The sequence below is a fragment of the Cohnella sp. CFH 77786 genome, from assembly GCF_019400745.1.
In the GTDB taxonomy this organism is placed as follows: Bacteria; Bacillota; Bacilli; order Paenibacillales; family Paenibacillaceae; genus Cohnella.
Map to the genome: position 1 here is coordinate 481,913 of NZ_WJIB01000001.1, position 16,335 is coordinate 498,247.

The 16,335-nt window shown below is 58.1% G+C and carries 16 protein-coding genes; 1 reads left to right on the forward strand and 15 read right to left on the reverse strand.

What is annotated here, in order from left to right; translation table 11 throughout:
* Positions 1-3 precede the first annotated feature (3 nt).
* From yqfD to GE107_RS02330, 10 genes are all read right to left on the reverse strand, one after another.
* Positions 4-1,197 carry a sporulation protein YqfD gene (yqfD, locus tag GE107_RS02285; protein WP_219637839.1) on the reverse strand — a complete coding sequence of 398 codons (1,194 nt, stop codon included), beginning with the start codon at positions 1,195-1,197 and terminating at the stop codon, positions 4-6.
* 65 nt (positions 1,198-1,262) lie between these two features.
* Positions 1,263-1,559, reverse strand: coding sequence for a sporulation protein YqfC (yqfC, locus tag GE107_RS02290; protein ID WP_219637840.1), 297 nt, complete (start codon positions 1,557-1,559; stop codon positions 1,263-1,265).
* 1,025 nt (positions 1,560-2,584) lie between these two features.
* The gene (locus GE107_RS02295; protein WP_219637841.1) at positions 2,585-3,265 is read right to left on the reverse strand and encodes a hypothetical protein; all 681 of its coding nucleotides are present in this window, start codon (positions 3,263-3,265) and stop codon (positions 2,585-2,587) included.
* 95 nt (positions 3,266-3,360) lie between these two features.
* Complete coding sequence (gene floA, locus GE107_RS02300; protein WP_219637842.1) at positions 3,361-4,353, reverse strand: flotillin-like protein FloA; 993 nt, start codon at positions 4,351-4,353, stop codon at positions 3,361-3,363.
* Between the two features lie 43 nt (positions 4,354-4,396).
* Positions 4,397-5,809, reverse strand: a complete 1,413-nt coding sequence (locus tag GE107_RS02305) for an NfeD family protein (protein ID WP_255570094.1) — start codon at positions 5,807-5,809, stop codon at positions 4,397-4,399.
* Between the two features lie 201 nt (positions 5,810-6,010).
* Complete coding sequence (locus GE107_RS02310; RefSeq protein ID WP_219637843.1) at positions 6,011-6,454, reverse strand: GatB/YqeY domain-containing protein; 444 nt, start codon at positions 6,452-6,454, stop codon at positions 6,011-6,013.
* A 14-nt stretch (positions 6,455-6,468) separates the two neighbouring features.
* Entirely contained in the window at positions 6,469-6,642 is a 174-nt protein-coding gene (gene rpsU / locus GE107_RS02315) for a 30S ribosomal protein S21 (protein WP_036712328.1), read from the reverse strand.
* A 100-nt stretch (positions 6,643-6,742) separates the two neighbouring features.
* Positions 6,743-7,093 (reverse strand): histidine triad nucleotide-binding protein, encoded by a 351-nt coding sequence (locus GE107_RS02320; RefSeq protein WP_219637844.1) that lies wholly within the window; start codon positions 7,091-7,093, stop codon positions 6,743-6,745.
* A 92-nt stretch (positions 7,094-7,185) separates the two neighbouring features.
* Positions 7,186-8,250 carry a phosphotransferase enzyme family protein gene (locus GE107_RS02325; protein ID WP_219637845.1) on the reverse strand — a complete coding sequence of 355 codons (1,065 nt, stop codon included), beginning with the start codon at positions 8,248-8,250 and terminating at the stop codon, positions 7,186-7,188.
* Positions 8,251-8,277: 27 nt separating this feature from the next.
* Positions 8,278-9,285 (reverse strand): phosphotransferase, encoded by a 1,008-nt coding sequence (locus GE107_RS02330; protein ID WP_219637846.1) that lies wholly within the window; start codon positions 9,283-9,285, stop codon positions 8,278-8,280.
* A gap of 369 nt (positions 9,286-9,654) precedes the next feature.
* Here GE107_RS02330 and GE107_RS02335 point away from each other — a divergent pair, with 369 nt between their 5' ends.
* On the forward strand, positions 9,655-11,571 hold the full coding sequence (locus GE107_RS02335) for an FAD-dependent oxidoreductase (RefSeq protein ID WP_370636225.1): 1,917 nt from the start codon (positions 9,655-9,657) through the stop codon (positions 11,569-11,571).
* A gap of 66 nt (positions 11,572-11,637) precedes the next feature.
* Here GE107_RS02335 and GE107_RS02340 read toward each other — a convergent pair whose 3' ends face one another.
* The 5 genes from GE107_RS02340 to GE107_RS02360 all read right to left on the reverse strand — a co-directional run bounded on the left by GE107_RS02340 (position 11,638) and on the right by GE107_RS02360 (position 16,328).
* A complete protein-coding gene (locus tag GE107_RS02340) occupies positions 11,638-12,621 on the reverse strand; it encodes a FecCD family ABC transporter permease (RefSeq protein WP_219637847.1) in 984 nt (327 codons plus the stop codon).
* Positions 12,618-13,640, reverse strand: a complete 1,023-nt coding sequence (locus GE107_RS02345; RefSeq protein ID WP_219637848.1) for a FecCD family ABC transporter permease — start codon at positions 13,638-13,640, stop codon at positions 12,618-12,620. The genes GE107_RS02340 and GE107_RS02345 overlap by 4 nt, the downstream gene beginning before the upstream one ends.
* Before the next feature lie 4 nt (positions 13,641-13,644).
* A complete protein-coding gene (locus GE107_RS02350) occupies positions 13,645-14,619 on the reverse strand; it encodes an ABC transporter substrate-binding protein (RefSeq protein WP_219637849.1) in 975 nt (324 codons plus the stop codon).
* Positions 14,620-14,720: 101 nt separating this feature from the next.
* The gene (locus GE107_RS02355) at positions 14,721-15,524 is read right to left on the reverse strand and encodes an AraC family transcriptional regulator (protein WP_219637850.1); all 804 of its coding nucleotides are present in this window, start codon (positions 15,522-15,524) and stop codon (positions 14,721-14,723) included.
* A gap of 195 nt (positions 15,525-15,719) precedes the next feature.
* Positions 15,720-16,328 carry a hypothetical protein gene (locus GE107_RS02360; protein WP_219637851.1) on the reverse strand — a complete coding sequence of 203 codons (609 nt, stop codon included), beginning with the start codon at positions 16,326-16,328 and terminating at the stop codon, positions 15,720-15,722.
* Between the last annotated feature and the right edge of the window lie 7 nt (positions 16,329-16,335).

The window sequence follows — 16,335 nt, forward strand, 5'->3', positions numbered from 1 at the left end:
CCCCTACCCTGCAGGCGATTGTACGATGGGCCGCTCGACGCCGATCGATTGATCGACCTCGAAAAGTACGGTCATCATCACTTTACCATTCTCCTTATGTTCATGCAAAATGTTTTCCGACGTAATGCGAGCATCCGGGCCGCATTTCGCCAGCAGCTCCTCGCGGGCTTGCCGAAGTCCCGCTTCCTTGGCCTGATCCTCCGTCAGTTCGTCCCGGACCGTGCGGACCTCCAGCTCCTTCTCTTTCATGATGCCGAAAGGCAGCGTCCAGGAGAGGATTTTCCACGGGTAGATCGCGGAGCCGGTGCGCGATTCCGCGAAAGGCTCCCCGCCGTATCCGGAAATTTGCAAAGCCCGGTTGCCGACGACCCAATAGCTGCGTTCCTTGGAGGCTCCGGTTAACGTTTTCTGCTCGCGAACGAGGGGCGAGACGATCCGCATCTCGTGCCAGACCAATCCTCTTACCGTTCCCTTGGAAACGACGGCCTTGCGAAGCTCGCCTTCGCCCAGCCAGCCCGAGACGAGAACCTGCCCCCTCTTCACCCGCTCGTTACGCTCGACGAGAGGCCGGCCGCTCTCGGCCACGATCCTCGTCACGACCGCGTCGGCTTTGGCGATGATATCGCTCGGACCCACGAGCGGTTTTGCTTCCGGTTTCGTCGAATCCACGACCGTGATGATCACCGTCGTTCCTTTCTTCTCCACGCCGACCCAGGCCGCATCCGGCAGCCTTGCCGCCATCCGGCGGGCCAGCACGGCGGTGTCTTTCATCTTCAGCGACCATTGGAAAGGAAATACCCCTTCCTGGCGGGCGGCTTGAAGAACGACGTTTTCCGGGATGGCGCTCTCCCCTGCAACCTTCACCTGCCACACGAAAGTGGACAACACGAACAACAGCGCGGCAAAGGCAAGCATGCCCGCCGCGAACGTTTTCCGGCGCGCCAAACGGGCGGCTTGGAACGGCAGTCCCCGCTTCTGGAGGATTCTCGTCCTCGCTCCGGACCGCTTCAGCAACGGACGCAGCCGAAAAAAATCCGGCACGGTCACGCCGAACGTCAACTCGCCCTCTCTTGAGTAGGCGATATTCCATAACGCGATCCGCTCGGAGACCGCCGCGTTGAGGAACGCGCGCGCATCCCCTCCGATCAGTTTGACCCATACATATCCGCGTATCGCGGCGACCCATGTCCCTTTCATGTTTACCGCCCTCTCCCCCGAACCGGGCTTGTCCCGCAAACGCCGGGCTTGTCCCCGGCTTGGCCTCACCCGGAAGATTTGCCTTTCGGGTGAAGCGAGACGCCCAATATGCGTCCTTCGACGAATACTTCTTCCGCGCCGATGTTGCGGATGACCAAATCTTCTCCGGACACTTCCATCTCCCCTCGTTCCATGGCCAATCGGAGCGACTGGGGAGAGAAATGGATGACCCCGCGATGATTTTCCACCGTGAGCTGGATTCCGCCGATCATCGTAACGCGGGGAAGATCCAGCGCCACGTCCTGCGGCAGGTCGAGAATGGCGGCGGTCCATTTGCGCAGCTTCCGGCTGACTCGCGGCATGAGGCGGTCCTCCTCCCGTACGGTAAAACATATGCGGGGGTGCGCCCGAATATGAAGCGGCGGCTGGCAAGCCGGCGAGCGTCATGTTGGCGAAAGGAGAGTTTGGGAGAAACGCGTGCGCGTTTGGAAGGAGGAGCGTTCGAATGGGCTGGGGGAGCTCAGGGGTGAAGGTGCGGGGCTGGATAGAACCTCCTCTTACGATCGGGTGATTAGGACCACTATTCCGAAGGCTCAGGAAATCGCCTGCTGGACGATTGGCCGTTTAGCCCGTTTGGCCCGGTTGACGGATTTTCGCGATGGCGTAACCTTGACCCTCTCACTTGGGGTATCCCAGTCGCACAGCTTCGCCATCATTACAAGCAAAACTCGCACGTATCCCCGTCGCTCAGGAGGACCATACGCAATGAACATTTGCACGTATCCCCGTCGCTCAGGAGTACCATACGCAATGAACATTTGGACGTATCCCCTGTCGCTCAGGATTACCAAAGACACATGCAACTCTCGGGCGTTTCCTCGCGGCTCAAAATCTTCTTAGCAGTAATCATCTAAATGTAAAAATACCTTTCGTACTCTAAGTTTCTCGCTAATTTCCGGTACCTAAAGGCCAAAATACAGTTAGTTGCTCAGTTATTAGTCAAAATCGTGGTTCATTCGACAAACTAATTGCATTTTTACTCCTAGTTTCTAATAAGAGGCCGTTTTCTTGAAACTAAATGTATTTTTACATTTAGCCAATCCTCGCACCCGAAAAAAGTGGTAGCGGGGCGGGGTTAGTCCTTGGCGGTTGGCGGTTGGCGGTTGGCGGTTGGCGATTGGTGGTTGGCGATTGGTGGTTGGCGATTGGTGGTTGGCGGTTGGCGGTTGGTCCTTAGCGGTGGTTCCATTCTCGGTTGGCTGGTGACAGGTAACGGGTTGGTAGGGGGCAGGGCAGCGGTGGCCGATGGGAGACAATCGCGGGAATGCGGAATTCTGCCGAAAGATCGATCAACCTGCCGCAGTCGATGCGACAGGTTGAGGAGTGGTTAAACTTTGCGGAAAGGCCGGCGGGAACGTGGTGGGCCGAGAATTTCGGCCCACACGATCGCTCGGGTCAAATCCTCGCGGGTCAGAACGTCGGACCCCTCATCGATTACGGTTAGCGCGGGCGAGGGAACGGCAGCCAGGCCGGCAGTCGATGCCAAGCCAGCAGCAGCAGTTCCCTGCCTTGACGGCTTGCCGGCAGCCGCGGATGAATCGGACTCGGCCGCGGGAAGCCGGTGAATCGGACGAGCGGGTTCTCCGTATTCGGGCTGTGGATTCGTATTTTCGGACTTCCGCGAAGGAGCGCCATATTCCGGCTGCGGATCCCCGTATTCGACCGGCCGGCCGACGCGGTAATCCGGCCGTGTCTCCTTGCTTTCCCCCGGCCGTCCGGCTTCCCGGAATTCCGGCCTTGGATCCGTTCGCTCTACCGATCGCGGTTCCCTGCGTTCCACCGGCTGCGCGCCGCGGCGGTCGGCGGGCCGGCCGTCCTCACTCCGGGGCTTCGGCGGAAACATCGGGGAGCCCCCGAAATCCGGCATCCGGTTGCCCGGGCGCGATGCCGGACGGTTCGCCGGCGGTTTCTCCAGCGGCGACTTGCGTATAAACATCGTGTAGATCAAACCGACGATGATGATCACGATATAAAAATTTTTCAACAGGAAGGAGATCAGCTCTTCCACCCTTCACCCTCCTTTCTCGAGCGGACGGCCGGCGAAACGCCATCGCCCGGTCGACAGCTCCCATGATTCTGTCTGCCGCTATCCTTATCCCGGCTTTACTTTCTCTCCTCGCCGTCTCCGCGCACGTCGCCTTGTTTGCCGATGGAGCCCCGCATTTGCGTATCGGCCTCGATATTTTTGAGGTTCATGTAATCCATGACGCCGAGCTTGCCGCCCTTCAGCGCTTCCGCCATCGCGAGCGGCACCTCGGATTCGGCCTCGACCACTTTGGCCCGCATCTCCACGACGCGCGCCTTCATTTCCTGCTCCTGCGCGACGGCCATGGCCCGGCGCTCTTCCGCCTTCGCCTGCGCGATCCGCTTGTCCGCCTCCGCCTGCTCCGTCTGCAGATGGGCGCCGATATTCTTGCCCACGTCGACGTCGGCGATATCGATCGACAGGATTTCGAAAGCGGTGCCGGCGTCAAGCCCTTTGTTCAAAACGGTCCGAGAAATCAAATCGGGATTCTCGAGCACGTCCTTGTGCGAGTTCGACGAACCGACCGTGGTGACGATGCCTTCCCCGACCCGCGCGATGATCGTCTCTTCGCCCGCGCCGCCGACGAGCCGGTCGATGTTCGCCCGCACCGTCACGCGCGCTTTGACCTTCACTTCAATGCCGTCCTTGGCCACCGCCGACACGATCGGGGTCTCGATGACGCGCGGGTTGACGCTCATTTGGACGGCTTGGAGCACGTCGCGGCCCGCCAAATCGATCGCGGCCGCCCTTTCGAACACGAGCGGAATGTTCGCCCGCTGCGCGGCGATCAGCGAATTGACGACGCGGTCCACGTTGCCGCCGGCCAGAAAGTGGCTTTCCAGCTGATTGATCGTAAGGCCCAGCCCTGCCTTCGTTGCCTTGATCATGGGATTCACGATCCGGCTGGGTACGACCCGCCGCAGCCGCATCGCCACGAGCGTGATGATGCCGATGCGGACGCCCGAAGCAAGCGCCGAAATCCACAGCATGAAAGGGAAAAAGCTCAGAAATACCGACAATGCGATCACGGCAAGCGCGATGATGACGAGCAATTGAATGTTCGCGTCCATGTTAACCCTCCGGTTTCGTTATTAACAATCCTTACTATCTTTTCTATTCCTCCGGCTCGATCTCCTTCACCACGATCCGGGTCCCGTCGACCGCGGTTACGCGTACCGGTCTCCCCGGTTCGACGAACTCTCCCGACGTGACGACGTCCATCCTTCGACCGCCGATGTCCGCCACTCCGGCCGGGCGCAGCGCGGACAGGGATACGCCCCGCTGATCGAGCCATTCGTCCCTCGGGGCATTCGGAACGTACCCTTGCTCGGTCGTCAGCCGATCGCGGAGTATGAATCGGTTCCATATTCCGCGTTTGCGGAACACGTAAGCGAAGACGGCCACGATGAAGACGGCAACGAAAGCGGCGATGCCGAGCGAGCGCACCGCATGCCCGGTGTCATATGCCGCACCCGCGATGCCGTAGATCAGGCCGGCGACGCCGAGGATGCCCAAGATTCCGAAGCTGGGGATGAACATCTCCAGAATGAGCAGGACGATGCCCGCGATGAAGAAGACGATCGATTCCATCCCCGCGAACCCCGCGACGGACTGGCCGAAGAAATAAAGCCCGAAAGCCAGCAGTCCGACGATGCCGGGAATCCCGAAGCCGGGCACCAGAAGCTCGATCGCGACGCCCGCGATCCCGACAATCATCAGCAGCGTCGACACTCCAGGCTGGGTCAGCCATTGGGACACCCGTTCCGAGAACGTAGGCTTCATCTCCACGACCGACCGACCGGACAATCCCTTCCAGGCGATGACGTCGGATACCGTCTTGGCCGTCCGTTCGGAATACCCGACCTTCAAGGCTTCTTCCGCGGAAAGCGACAGAATTTGGCCTCTCTCCTTGGTCTTGCCCAGCTCCCTAAGCTCCACGACCAAACCGGGATCCACCATGGCCGCGGCAATGTCCGGATTCCGGTCGTTCAGTTCCGCGGCGGCGATCATTTCGGACGTCCAATGCCCTACGATCTTCGGACTCTGCACGGCTTCGCCCGTCTGATCGACGATCATGGCCGCCCCGATCGTCGATCCCGGAGCCATGGCGATATCCCCTGCGTTCAGAGACAGATAAGCCCCCGCGGACGCCGCCTTGCCGCTGACGAAGGCGACCGTGGGCACTTTGGCGTTGCGAATCCGCAGGCCGATCTCTTCGGCGGTATCCAATCTGCCGCCTGGCGTGTCGATATCAAGCACCGCAAGCGAAGCACCGGCGTCTTCCGCTTCCGTAAGCGCCCGGTCCAGGAACGAGGCAAGCCCGCTTTGCACCGTCATTTTGACCGGGATGACATAGACGGGACCCGTTCGGGCCGCCTCCGTCCCATTCGCCCCGGCGGCCGTGATTGACGCGCCCGCGTTTCCGGAAACCGCCGCGGCTCCCGTTGGGTCCGTCCCCAGGACGGACAACCCCAATACCAAGAGGAAAAGCAGCATCCTTCCGTATTTCCTCCTGCCCGCCAGCAATCGGATTCCTCCTCCAATAGGGAGTTTGACGTCTAATAGGGAGTTTGCAAGAGCAAACTCTCCCCGCACAAACTCTCCCCGCTATGTTCATAAAGATTATGATGTACTACGCGAACCCTGCCGCCTTGGTTTCGGCCTCCGCCCCGCAGACGCAAAAAGCACCCCCCGCGAGAGGAGTGCTTGCTTTCGATAGGAATACGTTCAGGTAAGAAGCTGCTGGACCAATTGGTTGACAAGCTTGCCATCGGCACGTCCTTTGACCTTAGGCATCAGTGCGCCCATCAACTTTCCCAGATCTGATTTGGAAGAAGCACCGGTTTCTTGCATGGTCTGCAATACGATTTCTTTGATTTCTTCTTCGGTCAGCTGCTGTGGAAGGTACTGGCTGATGATCTCGATCTCGGCGGAGACGTTGGCAACGAGGTCCTCGCGACCCGCTTTCTGAAAATCCTGAAGGGAATCCCGGCGCTGCTTCAGTTCCCGGCTGACGACTTGGATCATCTCGTCGTCGTTCAGCGGACGGCGCAGCTCAATCTCTTGGTTCTTGATCGAAGCGCGAACCAGGCGGATGGTCGAAAGCCGGAACTTATCTCCGGACTTCATCGCTTGTTTCATGTCTTCGTTCAGTCGATCCGCGAGGTTCATGACGCGATTTCCTCCTAGAACTTCCGTTTGCGCGCGGCTTCGGATTTCTTCTTGCGCTTGACGCTCGGTTTCTCGTAGTGTTTGCGCTTCTTCACTTCAGCGAGAACGCCGTCTTTCGCGATGGAACGCTTAAAGCGGCGGAGTGCAGCGTCGATGGATTCATTTTTGCGAACTTTCGTTTCGGACACCTGTTTTCCCTCCCTCCGCAACAGACCACAACACACGGTAATCAAACTTCATTATAGGTGATGGGGAAAGGGGGTGTCAACTTGAGGCGGCTTTCGAATCCTATGTATTTTTCGGATTCAGGCCCGCCAATTTTTCCCCGCCCAAGACGTGCAGATGAAGATGGAAGACGACTTGTCCCGCATGCGGCCCGATATTGGTGACGACGCGGTACCCGTTCTCGCCGAGCCCGGCCTCCCGCGCGACCTGTTTGGCCGCCAGCATGGCCCGTCCCAACAGCTCCGCATCCTCCGGCGCAGCATCGTCCAGCGACGCGACGTGCTTCCTGGGAATGACCAGCAGGTGAACGGGCGCCTGCGGCTGGATGTCATGGAAGGCCAGCACATGGTCGTCTTCGTAAACCTTGCGGGACGGGATCGTCCCTTCCGCGATTTTGCAGAAAATGCAGTCCATCGCCACTGTCCCCTTTTCGGATCCATTTTTGTAGACCAACAATGAAATTATATCCATCATACTGCAATTTCGGGGGAGCCGTCCAATCGGCGTCACTGTCCGGCATCGGACCGATTAAGATCGTTTCGAGTACGTGTCGCAGCTTGTCCGATGCTCTTTTTCCATTCCGTAAGGCGACGCACGAGCACCCGTTCATGGTCATTCAGCCAGTCCTCCGCCTGAAGGCACCAATCGACGATTCCCCTCATCCAGCCTTCCGAATCCAGGCCCTGCAAATACCTGCCGCCGAAGTATAGGAACATCACCCATCTTCGAAGACGAATCAAATAGGGAAAATGGCGAAGTTCGTCGTCCGTCAGCAAGATGCGCTCCAAGTAACCCCGCATGAAGGCTTCGGCTGCCGGCCAGCCTTCCCCATCCTCCTCCCAGAACGCCGTCGGCCCTCCTCCGAGAGCCACTGCCGGATCGAGAGCGCGCGCATCAACGCAATGGAATTCAAAATCTATAATCCCGCGGACCTTGTCCCGTTCGATCAGCCTGTTGCCGTTCGTATAGTCCCCGTGGATCACTTGCCGGGGAAGTCGGAAATGAATTTCCGATATCTCGGCCGACAGCCGATCCGCCAAACGGATCAGCCGATCTCTTCGTTCCGGCCGAATCGGAAGCCGATTGGGCAAATCCGCCGCTTCCGTAATGAGAGGGTGAAAGCCATTCCATTCCGTGTAAGAAGGATTTCTCTGCTCCGGCAGTCTCGGGAATGCGCTGGCGAGCAGAAGTTGAAGTTCGGCCAGCGCGAGACCGGAAGCCCGCTGTCCTTGCGGATTTCTGAAATCCGGATTGACGCCCGGAATCTTTCTCATGAGAACGGCGCATCGGCCGGAAGCGGGATCCGTCATGATCGATTCTCCGTTCGGACCCGGCAGGAAGACCGGAAGCTCGAACGGCGGATGGTTGTCGGACAGTCGCTTTACGAGATCGTTTTCCCTTCTCATTTTTGGAATATTGCTTCCTTCGCTTTCGTAAATCCTGAGAATGAATTCGGAATGAGGGGTCGTAACGGCATACGTCTCGTTCATGAATCCAATGTCTAACCGGCGGAGACCGCAGTCGGGCGGCAGATTCCAATAGGGAAGAAAGGAATGAACGGTTGAAGCCATCTTGTTTCTCACCTCTATCTCGAACGCCTATGTTAAAAAGCGGACGCAAGCTTCGGTCAATCGATCGGAGAAAGACTCCATGACTCGAAGCCCTTGCGATACGGAATCGATCTGTTCCTTAAGCACGTCCGCGCCATCGACGCCGTCGCGGTATCGGCTCAGGAAATGGATGAACACATCGAGCTTGCGCAGCCGGATCAGGACCGGTATTGCCGCAGCTTCCGGGCGAGTCATCCTTTGCACCGAGCCAAAGCCCTGAAGAAACCGTTCCGCGGCACCCAGCGAATCGCCGCCCTTTACGAAACCGGACAAAATGACGGCGGGCTCCATGGCGCGCAAATCGCGGGTGCAGAACTCGAAATCCAGTATCGCCGCGATCCGCTCGCCTTTTCCGGTATCCACCAGCAGATTGGAATGATTGATATCCCCATGGATCAGTTGGTGCGGCAAGAGTCGGAATGCATGAAGGCTCTCCGTGACGGTCCTCATGGCGGATCCGATTACCCCAAGAGCTTGGCTTTCCGAACGAAACGGCTCCGGAGGACGCGCGCAAAACGCCGTCACTTGATCGGGCGGACACAACGGGTAAGCGGATTCGATTTCGTAATAGGGACGATAAGCGGGTTTGCTGGTCAAGCTTATGTTTTGAAGAGCGCCGAGCAGCCTGGCGGACGCTTCTCCTATTTGGTAAGCGATCGACAAATCCGATTCGTCCGGCCTGCGGCCTTCCGAATAGGAGAACAGGCATGCCAACCGATCCGTTCCGTCCTCCAGCCGAACGATGGTGTTTCCGTGCAAGGTCCGCTTCGGAATCGGAACGTGAAACGGGAGCCCTTGTTCCGATAAGGCGAGGAGCGCTTCGTGCTCGAAAAGGATTTTGGAGGCGTCCCGGTGGGTTTCGTAAATCCGCAGAACCCATCTGGTTCCGCTTGCCGTGACGAACCGGGTCGTATTGTTCCACCCGGACTGTCCGGCTTCGATTACCGCAGGCTCGCCGCCGAAGTAATGTTCAAGTATGCGGTCAAATAACGGCAACGTCGGTTCTCCTCCTTACGGCACATCGGTTTAGCGCTAGCGTCACGGTCGAGAGCCAGCCAGATGAAGCGGGCACGAAGAAGACGACGCCAACCGACTTCGAATCGTTTTTGCCCGAATGCTCCTATCCCCTGCGCTCGTGCACGGATACTTATTGTACCATGAGGCCATGCCGATCGTTCATGTTCATATTCTTTCGGACAGGTTCTGCGGGAAAGGCACAATCGCCGCCCCGCCGCCGGACCGACAGCTCCCGAAACGCCTTCATGACGCCGCGAATCCAAATTAGACTGTCGGTCTATTCTTCTCTGGTTTTCCCATCTTCCGCGTCGTATAATAGTATCGGGAGGAGGTTGATCGGCTTTGAAGGTGCCGGGATTGCGGGCGTCGACCCACCGGAAGAAAGCGATGGTGGCGGAAACGGCGCTGAAGCTGTTTGCCGAGCGGGGTTACGACCATGTATCCGTGGACGACATCATCGAGGCGACCGGCACGTCCAAAGGGACGTTCTACCATTACTTCCGGAGCAAGGAAGAGCTGCTCTGCGAGCTTCCCCGCAGGCAATGCGAGATCGTCCTTGAACGTTCTGCCCGCCATTATCCGGAAGGCGCTTCGCCGGAAGGCCGCGTGAACAGCCTGCTGCTGGAATTGGCGTACGCCGTGCGGGAAGTTCCGCTTCTCGTCCGCAGCCTATATGCTCTAAGCAAAATAGAGCCGCATCTGGCCAAAGCGCAAGGAGAATTGGCGGAGCGGCTGATCGGCTGTTTGTCGGATTGGCTGTCGGACCGTCGCAAAGCAAGCTATTTATACGATCTTTACACCGGAACGCTATGGACTTGGGCCACGGGCGGCAGCTCCGATCTGGAGCAGTCGCTGCGGAGCAACTTGATGTGGGCGTGGCGCGGACTTGCGGAGGGCGGACGGGAGACGCCCGCTTCTGCCGCCGGCGTGCTAAAGGAGGAACCGAAAATGGAGATCGCCGTGATCGGCGGAGGGTTGGCCGGCTTGACGGCCGCGGCGTATTTAAGCCGTTCCCCGGACGTCCGGGGCGTATTGTTCGAGAGAAGCCCGCAATGGGGCGGACGGGCGTTTACTTACGAGAAAGCCGGATTTACGCTGAACTACGGGGCGCACGCGATTTACGGCATCGACCGCCATACGATCGGCAAGCTGGAGAAGGAACTGGAGCTTGCCTTCTCGAGCCGCCAGGTCGACAAGCGCAAGGTGATGTACGAGAAAGGAACGCAGCTTACGCCGGCGCCGCTCGACTTCATCAACCTGGTGAAGACGGATGTCATCTCGACCGGGCAGAAAGTGCGTTTCGCCGCGGAAATCGCGGCCATGATCGCGAACATCCACCAGCTCCGCAAATATCCGACGCTCGGCGATTATTTGGCGGAATCCAGCGAAGGCGAAGATTTGAAGGAGCTGTGGGAGCATCTCGTCTGCTCGAACTTCTTCATCTCCCCGGAAGACGCCAGAAGGGTGCCTGGGGACGTCATTGCCGACTATTACCACAATCTCTTTCTCTCGCAGAAGCCGGTCAGCTACATTCTCGGCAGTTGGGCGGTTATTACCGGCCAGTTGAAGGAGAAGATCGAATCCTCCTCCCGCTGGGAGCTGGCCCTGCAGGAAGGCGCGGACTCCATCCGGTACGAGAACGGCAAATACCGGATCACGACCAAAAACCGCGAGCTCGCGTTCGACAAGGTCGTGTTCGCCATGCCCGTCCAGCAGGTCGTCAAGCTGCTCAAAGGCACGCCCTGGGAGCCGTTCATGGAGCCTTACGCAACGAACACGGCGACGGAAGCGCTCGTCTATGACGTCGGCCTCAGCCGCGTCGTGAACCGTCCGTTCTCCTATATTAGCGACATGAACAACAAAATGTTCATCACCGACGTCTCCGCCACCGACCACACGCTCGTGCCGGAAGGCGGGCAGCTGCTCCAAGGCGTTGCTTACCTGTCCGACGAAACGTTCGGCGCGGAAACCGACCGCAAAGCCTACCTCGACGAACGGCAAGCCCAAATGGAGGCGCTGTTCGACCGCCACTATCCCGGCTGGCGGGACGCGGTCGCGGTGAAGCGGATGAGCAAAAAAGCGATGGTCCAGAGCGTCAAGAACGTCTCCGGAAACCGGCTGTTGCCCAGCCGGATCGAAAGCGTGCCCTTCTACTTCTGCGGCGACGGCTGCGAAGGCAAGGGCGAACTGGCGGAACGCGCCTTCAGCAGCGCCCGCGCCGCGGCGCAGCTGTTGCTCAAGGAACTGCCGGTCGTCCTCAGGTAATCGTGCGCGAAAAAAACCTCCGTTTCCGCGAAGCCGCGGTTTAGACGGAGGTTCTTTTGTTATCCGTTACCCTCCGCCCCGAACTCTCTCTCGGCGCAACAAATAGATGAAATAAGGAGCGCCGATAACGGCAGTCATGATTCCGACGGTTACCTCCCTGGGGACGATCAGGATTCGTCCGATACAGTCCCCCAAAAGCATAAGATCGGCACCGATGAACGCGGCGAGCGGAATTAACCATTGCTGCCTGGAGCCTACAATGCTTCGGGCGATGTGCGGGGCGATAAGGCCGACGAACCCGACGGCTCCGACCGCCGATACGGAAATGCCGGCCAGAGCTACCGCGAGCAACAGCAGCCAGAAGCGCTCCCGCACGACATTTAGCCCGAGTGAGGCGCTTATTTCATCCCCGAGCTGGAGAACGTTCAACTTCGCGAAGCTTACCCAAGCGGCGGGAACAAGCGCGGCGATCCAAGGCAAAAGGGCGAAGACGTCGTCCCAATTCCGGCTCCAAAGGCTGCCCGTCAGCCACAGCAGCGCCAGATTGATATCGCTTGGATGTCTCACGATCAGGAATTGGGTGCCCGCCTGGAATACAGCCCCGATGGCAACGCCGACCAATGCGAGTGAAGCGGGTGTCAGCTGCAGTCGTCGGCTTAACGCGAGCAAAAGTCCGAAAGCCGCGAATGCTCCGGCGAATGCGGCGAGGGGAAGCGCATAGCTGGGCGATCTCGGAAACAGGAACAGGACGGCCGCCGCCATAAATCCTGCCCCTTTCGTGATGCCGATGACGTCGGGACTAGCCAGCGGATTCCGCAGTAAGCTTTGCAGAATGACGCCGGACACGGCTAACCCGAACCCCGCCAGAATGCCGACCGCTGCCCGGGGCATACGTACCGAGTACACGATAAAGGATGACTTGTTCGGTTCGTGCTGCAAGGTGGCCAATATGTCCTTGAAAGCAATCGGAACGGCTCCCACGCGGACGGAGACGGCAGCGAGAATCAACATCGCAATGAAGGCGGCGGCAAGCGGAATTCCTTTTCTCAACTTGCGGCACCGCCTTTGAGCCGGGCCAGATACAGGAAAAACGGAGCGCCGATGGCGGATGTCACGATCCCTACGGGGGACTCATAGGGAAAGGCGATGAATCGGCTCGCAAAGTCAGCAAAGACGAGCAACGCGCCTCCGAGGAGTCCCGTCAGCGGAGCGAGTGCGGCAAGATCGCTTCCGACCAACGCGCGGGCGATGTGCGGAACGATAAGGCAGATAAAGCCGATCGGTCCGCATAAGGCGACGGCCGAACCGGCCAAAACAATGACGAGGAGCACGCTTGTCCCGCGAATGACCGCCACCCGTCCGCCTAAACCGGCAGCGACATCGTCCTCGAACTGCAGCAAGCGGAAGGAAGGCAGCATAAAGCCGAAGAGCAGCAACCCGCCCGCCAAGAAGGGGATAAGCATGCGGACGTCCAGCCACGACGCCTGACTGAGAGAGCCGACGAGCCAAAAGATCATGCTGTCCGTGGATTCCTGATTCAAAAGAACCAGCCCCTCCGTCAAGGCGGACAGCAAGAAATGAATCGTGATCCCCGCTAAAGCCATTCGCCGGAAGCTGTTCTGCCCGGTGCCGGCTAACCCCCATACGAGCAAGGCTCCTCCTGCCGCCCCGAAGAAGGCGAATAGAATGGAACCCAAGACCGATATGTTCGCGAACGTAACGATTCCGAATACGACCGCAAGCGCGGCCCCGGCGTTAATTCCGAAAATATGCGGGGAAGCGAGCGGGTTTCTCGTCGCAAGTTGCGTGAGAAGCCCGGCCAACGCCAGCTGAATGCCGACCATGCAGGCCGTCAGGGCTCGCGGCAGCCGAAGCGTCTGAATATATAAATGAGCTTTGTCGTGCCCCTGATAGGTGACGGCTTCGTACAAGGTGCGCCAGGATACCGGAGCCTGTCCCCACTTTAAGCTGAAGACCAGGCCTGCGGCGAGCAGCGCGGTAATCGCAGAAAAAAGGAAGAGCAGCAACCCGGAACGGCTCTGCTTTTCCTTCTGGTTCTTGTTCGACATGTTGTTACTCTCCCAAGTACTTCACGATGTCCTCGGCCATTTTCTCGGAACCGATCAATCCTCTGGCGAGCGACCAGTCGCGTCTTTCGACCGTAAACACCTTGCCGCTTGCGACGGCGTCGATTTTCTTCCACAGCGGATTGCTTTCCCATTGCGTCACGATGTTCTCTTCGACGATCGGCATCAAGAACATGGCTTGCGGGTTCGCTTCGGCGAGCTGTTCCAGCGTCAGCTGAGGATAGGACGCTTCGTTTTTCACCGGATCGCTGAAGCCGAGCATCGTCAGGAAGGAACCGGTATAGGCGTGATCGGAATGGGCGAAGAAGCCTTTCTGATTGACGACTGCTGGCAGAACGCTCAAATCGGCATGCCTGATTTTCTTCTTCGCCTCTTCGATTTTGGCTTGGTGCTCCTCCAGGCGTTTCTTGCCTTCGTCTTCTTTACCGACCGCTTGCGCGATAACCATGTAATTTTTCAGCATCTGATCGTAATCGGCCTGGTAGTCATCCAGAACAAGGAGAGGAGCGATTCCTTTCAACTGTTCCATCGCTTCCTTGTGCTTGTTGAGATCCACGATAATCAGGTCCGGCTGCAGCGAACTGATCAATTCGATGTTCGGTTCGTAACGGGAGCCGACGGATTTGTAATCCTTCAATTGGCTTCTTACGGCATCCATGAACAAGCCCGGATCGTCATCGTCGGCGACTCCGACCGGCTGAACGCCAAGCGTCGCGAGCGCGTCGACAAAGCCGAATTCCATCGCGATGATCCGTTCGGGCGCCTTCGCCAGCTCTACGGTTCCGAGCGCGTCTTGGACGGTAATTTTACTTTCATTCGGAGCCGCGACTTCCTGGCCGGCTTGTTGCGGCGAGGCGGTTCCTTCGGACGGATTTTTTGGGGACTGCCCGCAAGCAGCAAGGCCTACGGCCAATACGCTTATTAAGATTATGCCGAGCGTGTACTTCAAGCCAAGATGCATTTTTCGTTCCTCCATGCAAATGATTATTATTCTCATTTGCATTTTATCGGCCTTTCTCATTCAAAGCCATATCCAATCTTAAGATCCAACATGTCTTATTTTTAGATTTTGGACAGATACTTCAGAAATTCGGTAGGAGAATATCCCGCCTCTTTCTTGAATACTCGGCTGAAGTGGAAATAATCGCCGAATCCGACTTTATGCGCGATCTCTTTGGCGGATAAGCGGGTGTCCCGAAACATCATCTTCGCTTTTTCGATCCGAATGCGGCGCAAATAATGCATCAAGGTCGTTCCGGTGTGTCTTTTGAAAAGAACGGTGTAATGGCCTTCGCTCATCCCCGCCCGCTCCGCAAGCATGGGAAGGGTAAGTTTCAGCATGTAGTGCTCGTTGATATAGGAAAGAGTCTCCTCGATCGCGGCGGCCGAAGTTCTCCCCGCTTCCTTCAGGCGCGATTCATTCAAAAAAATAAACAAGATTCTCTCCAGCATCATGCGCATCCTGGATTGGCGGACTGCTTCCTCCTCCGCCGAATCCGCGCGGATTTGACCGATCGTACGGAGCAGCTCGTCCAGCATGTAACGAATTTTGGTCTCGCTTAACATGCTGAGAGGACCGTGCAGCGTCCAAGGGCTGTTCTCCGGATAAGTGCGGTAGGCAATCACCACGTATTCGGCATCCTTCGTTTTCGGAACTTGAATGGAGAACGGTCCGTACAGCGGGTGGCAGGCATACCCTTGAGAACAGACGACTGGTTCGCGGTTTCGGGCCGAAACGCTAAGATGTCCGTGGCGGACAACGATGAGCGCGTGGAGATCTTCGGCAAGTTCAACGGTTTGAGAATCGTGACTGGAATCGATTCGCTCCACAATCGGAATGATGGCAACAAATTGTTGAAAATTCATGGAAGTTGATTCCTTTCGCAGGCGGATGAGGCGCCGCCGCTCCTAATGCGTTAGTGACACAGGGGCCGTGCAATTGGCAAGCCTCTGCGCCCATCCGGAAGATACGAGCTGACATTGGAAAAAGTTTGCATGAAACAAATACCGGTTGAGCAGATGGGCTTTCTCTGCTCATCCGGTATTCGTTTTGCGTACTTGCTATTTCAACTTGAACGCGGTGTCGATCAACGTACGGCCGGCATCGGCCGCGGGGTCGACCCAGCCCGCCCCGGCGGCCATGCTGCGGTAACCCGCATCGCCGGTCGGAGGGCGGAAGACGGACAGCTTATCCTTCATCGCCGCCGCCCCGTCGCGGACGGCGGCGAGCAAGTCCTTCTCGGCCGCGGTCAGCGGCCCTTCATGTTCGGCAACGCCGTATAGGCTGCCGCTTTGTTCGCCCATGATTTTCCCCATCGCTTCGGACAGGGGTTTGAGCGCCTCTTTGAGCGGCTTGCCGCTCGCCCGGCTCGAAGCTTCCGCCAGCAGCCCGAGCGATACATCCCCCGCCATCGCCGCCTCTCCGAGAAGCTTCTTGGCGGCGATCCGGTTCGCCGCGGATTCGTCCCGCAGGAGCCTGTCCGCACCCTCGCGAAGGCGATCCGCGAATATTAACGTATAATTATATTGTTGCGCCAGCCGCTCTCCCGTCTCCTTCGACTCCTTCTGCTGGGCAAGCAGCAGCTTGGAAGCGACGAAAACGAGCAGAATCGCCATGACTGTGAGGATCAACAGCAAGACCGGCACCGTATAAGTCCGTTTGCCTTCCAATTTCTAA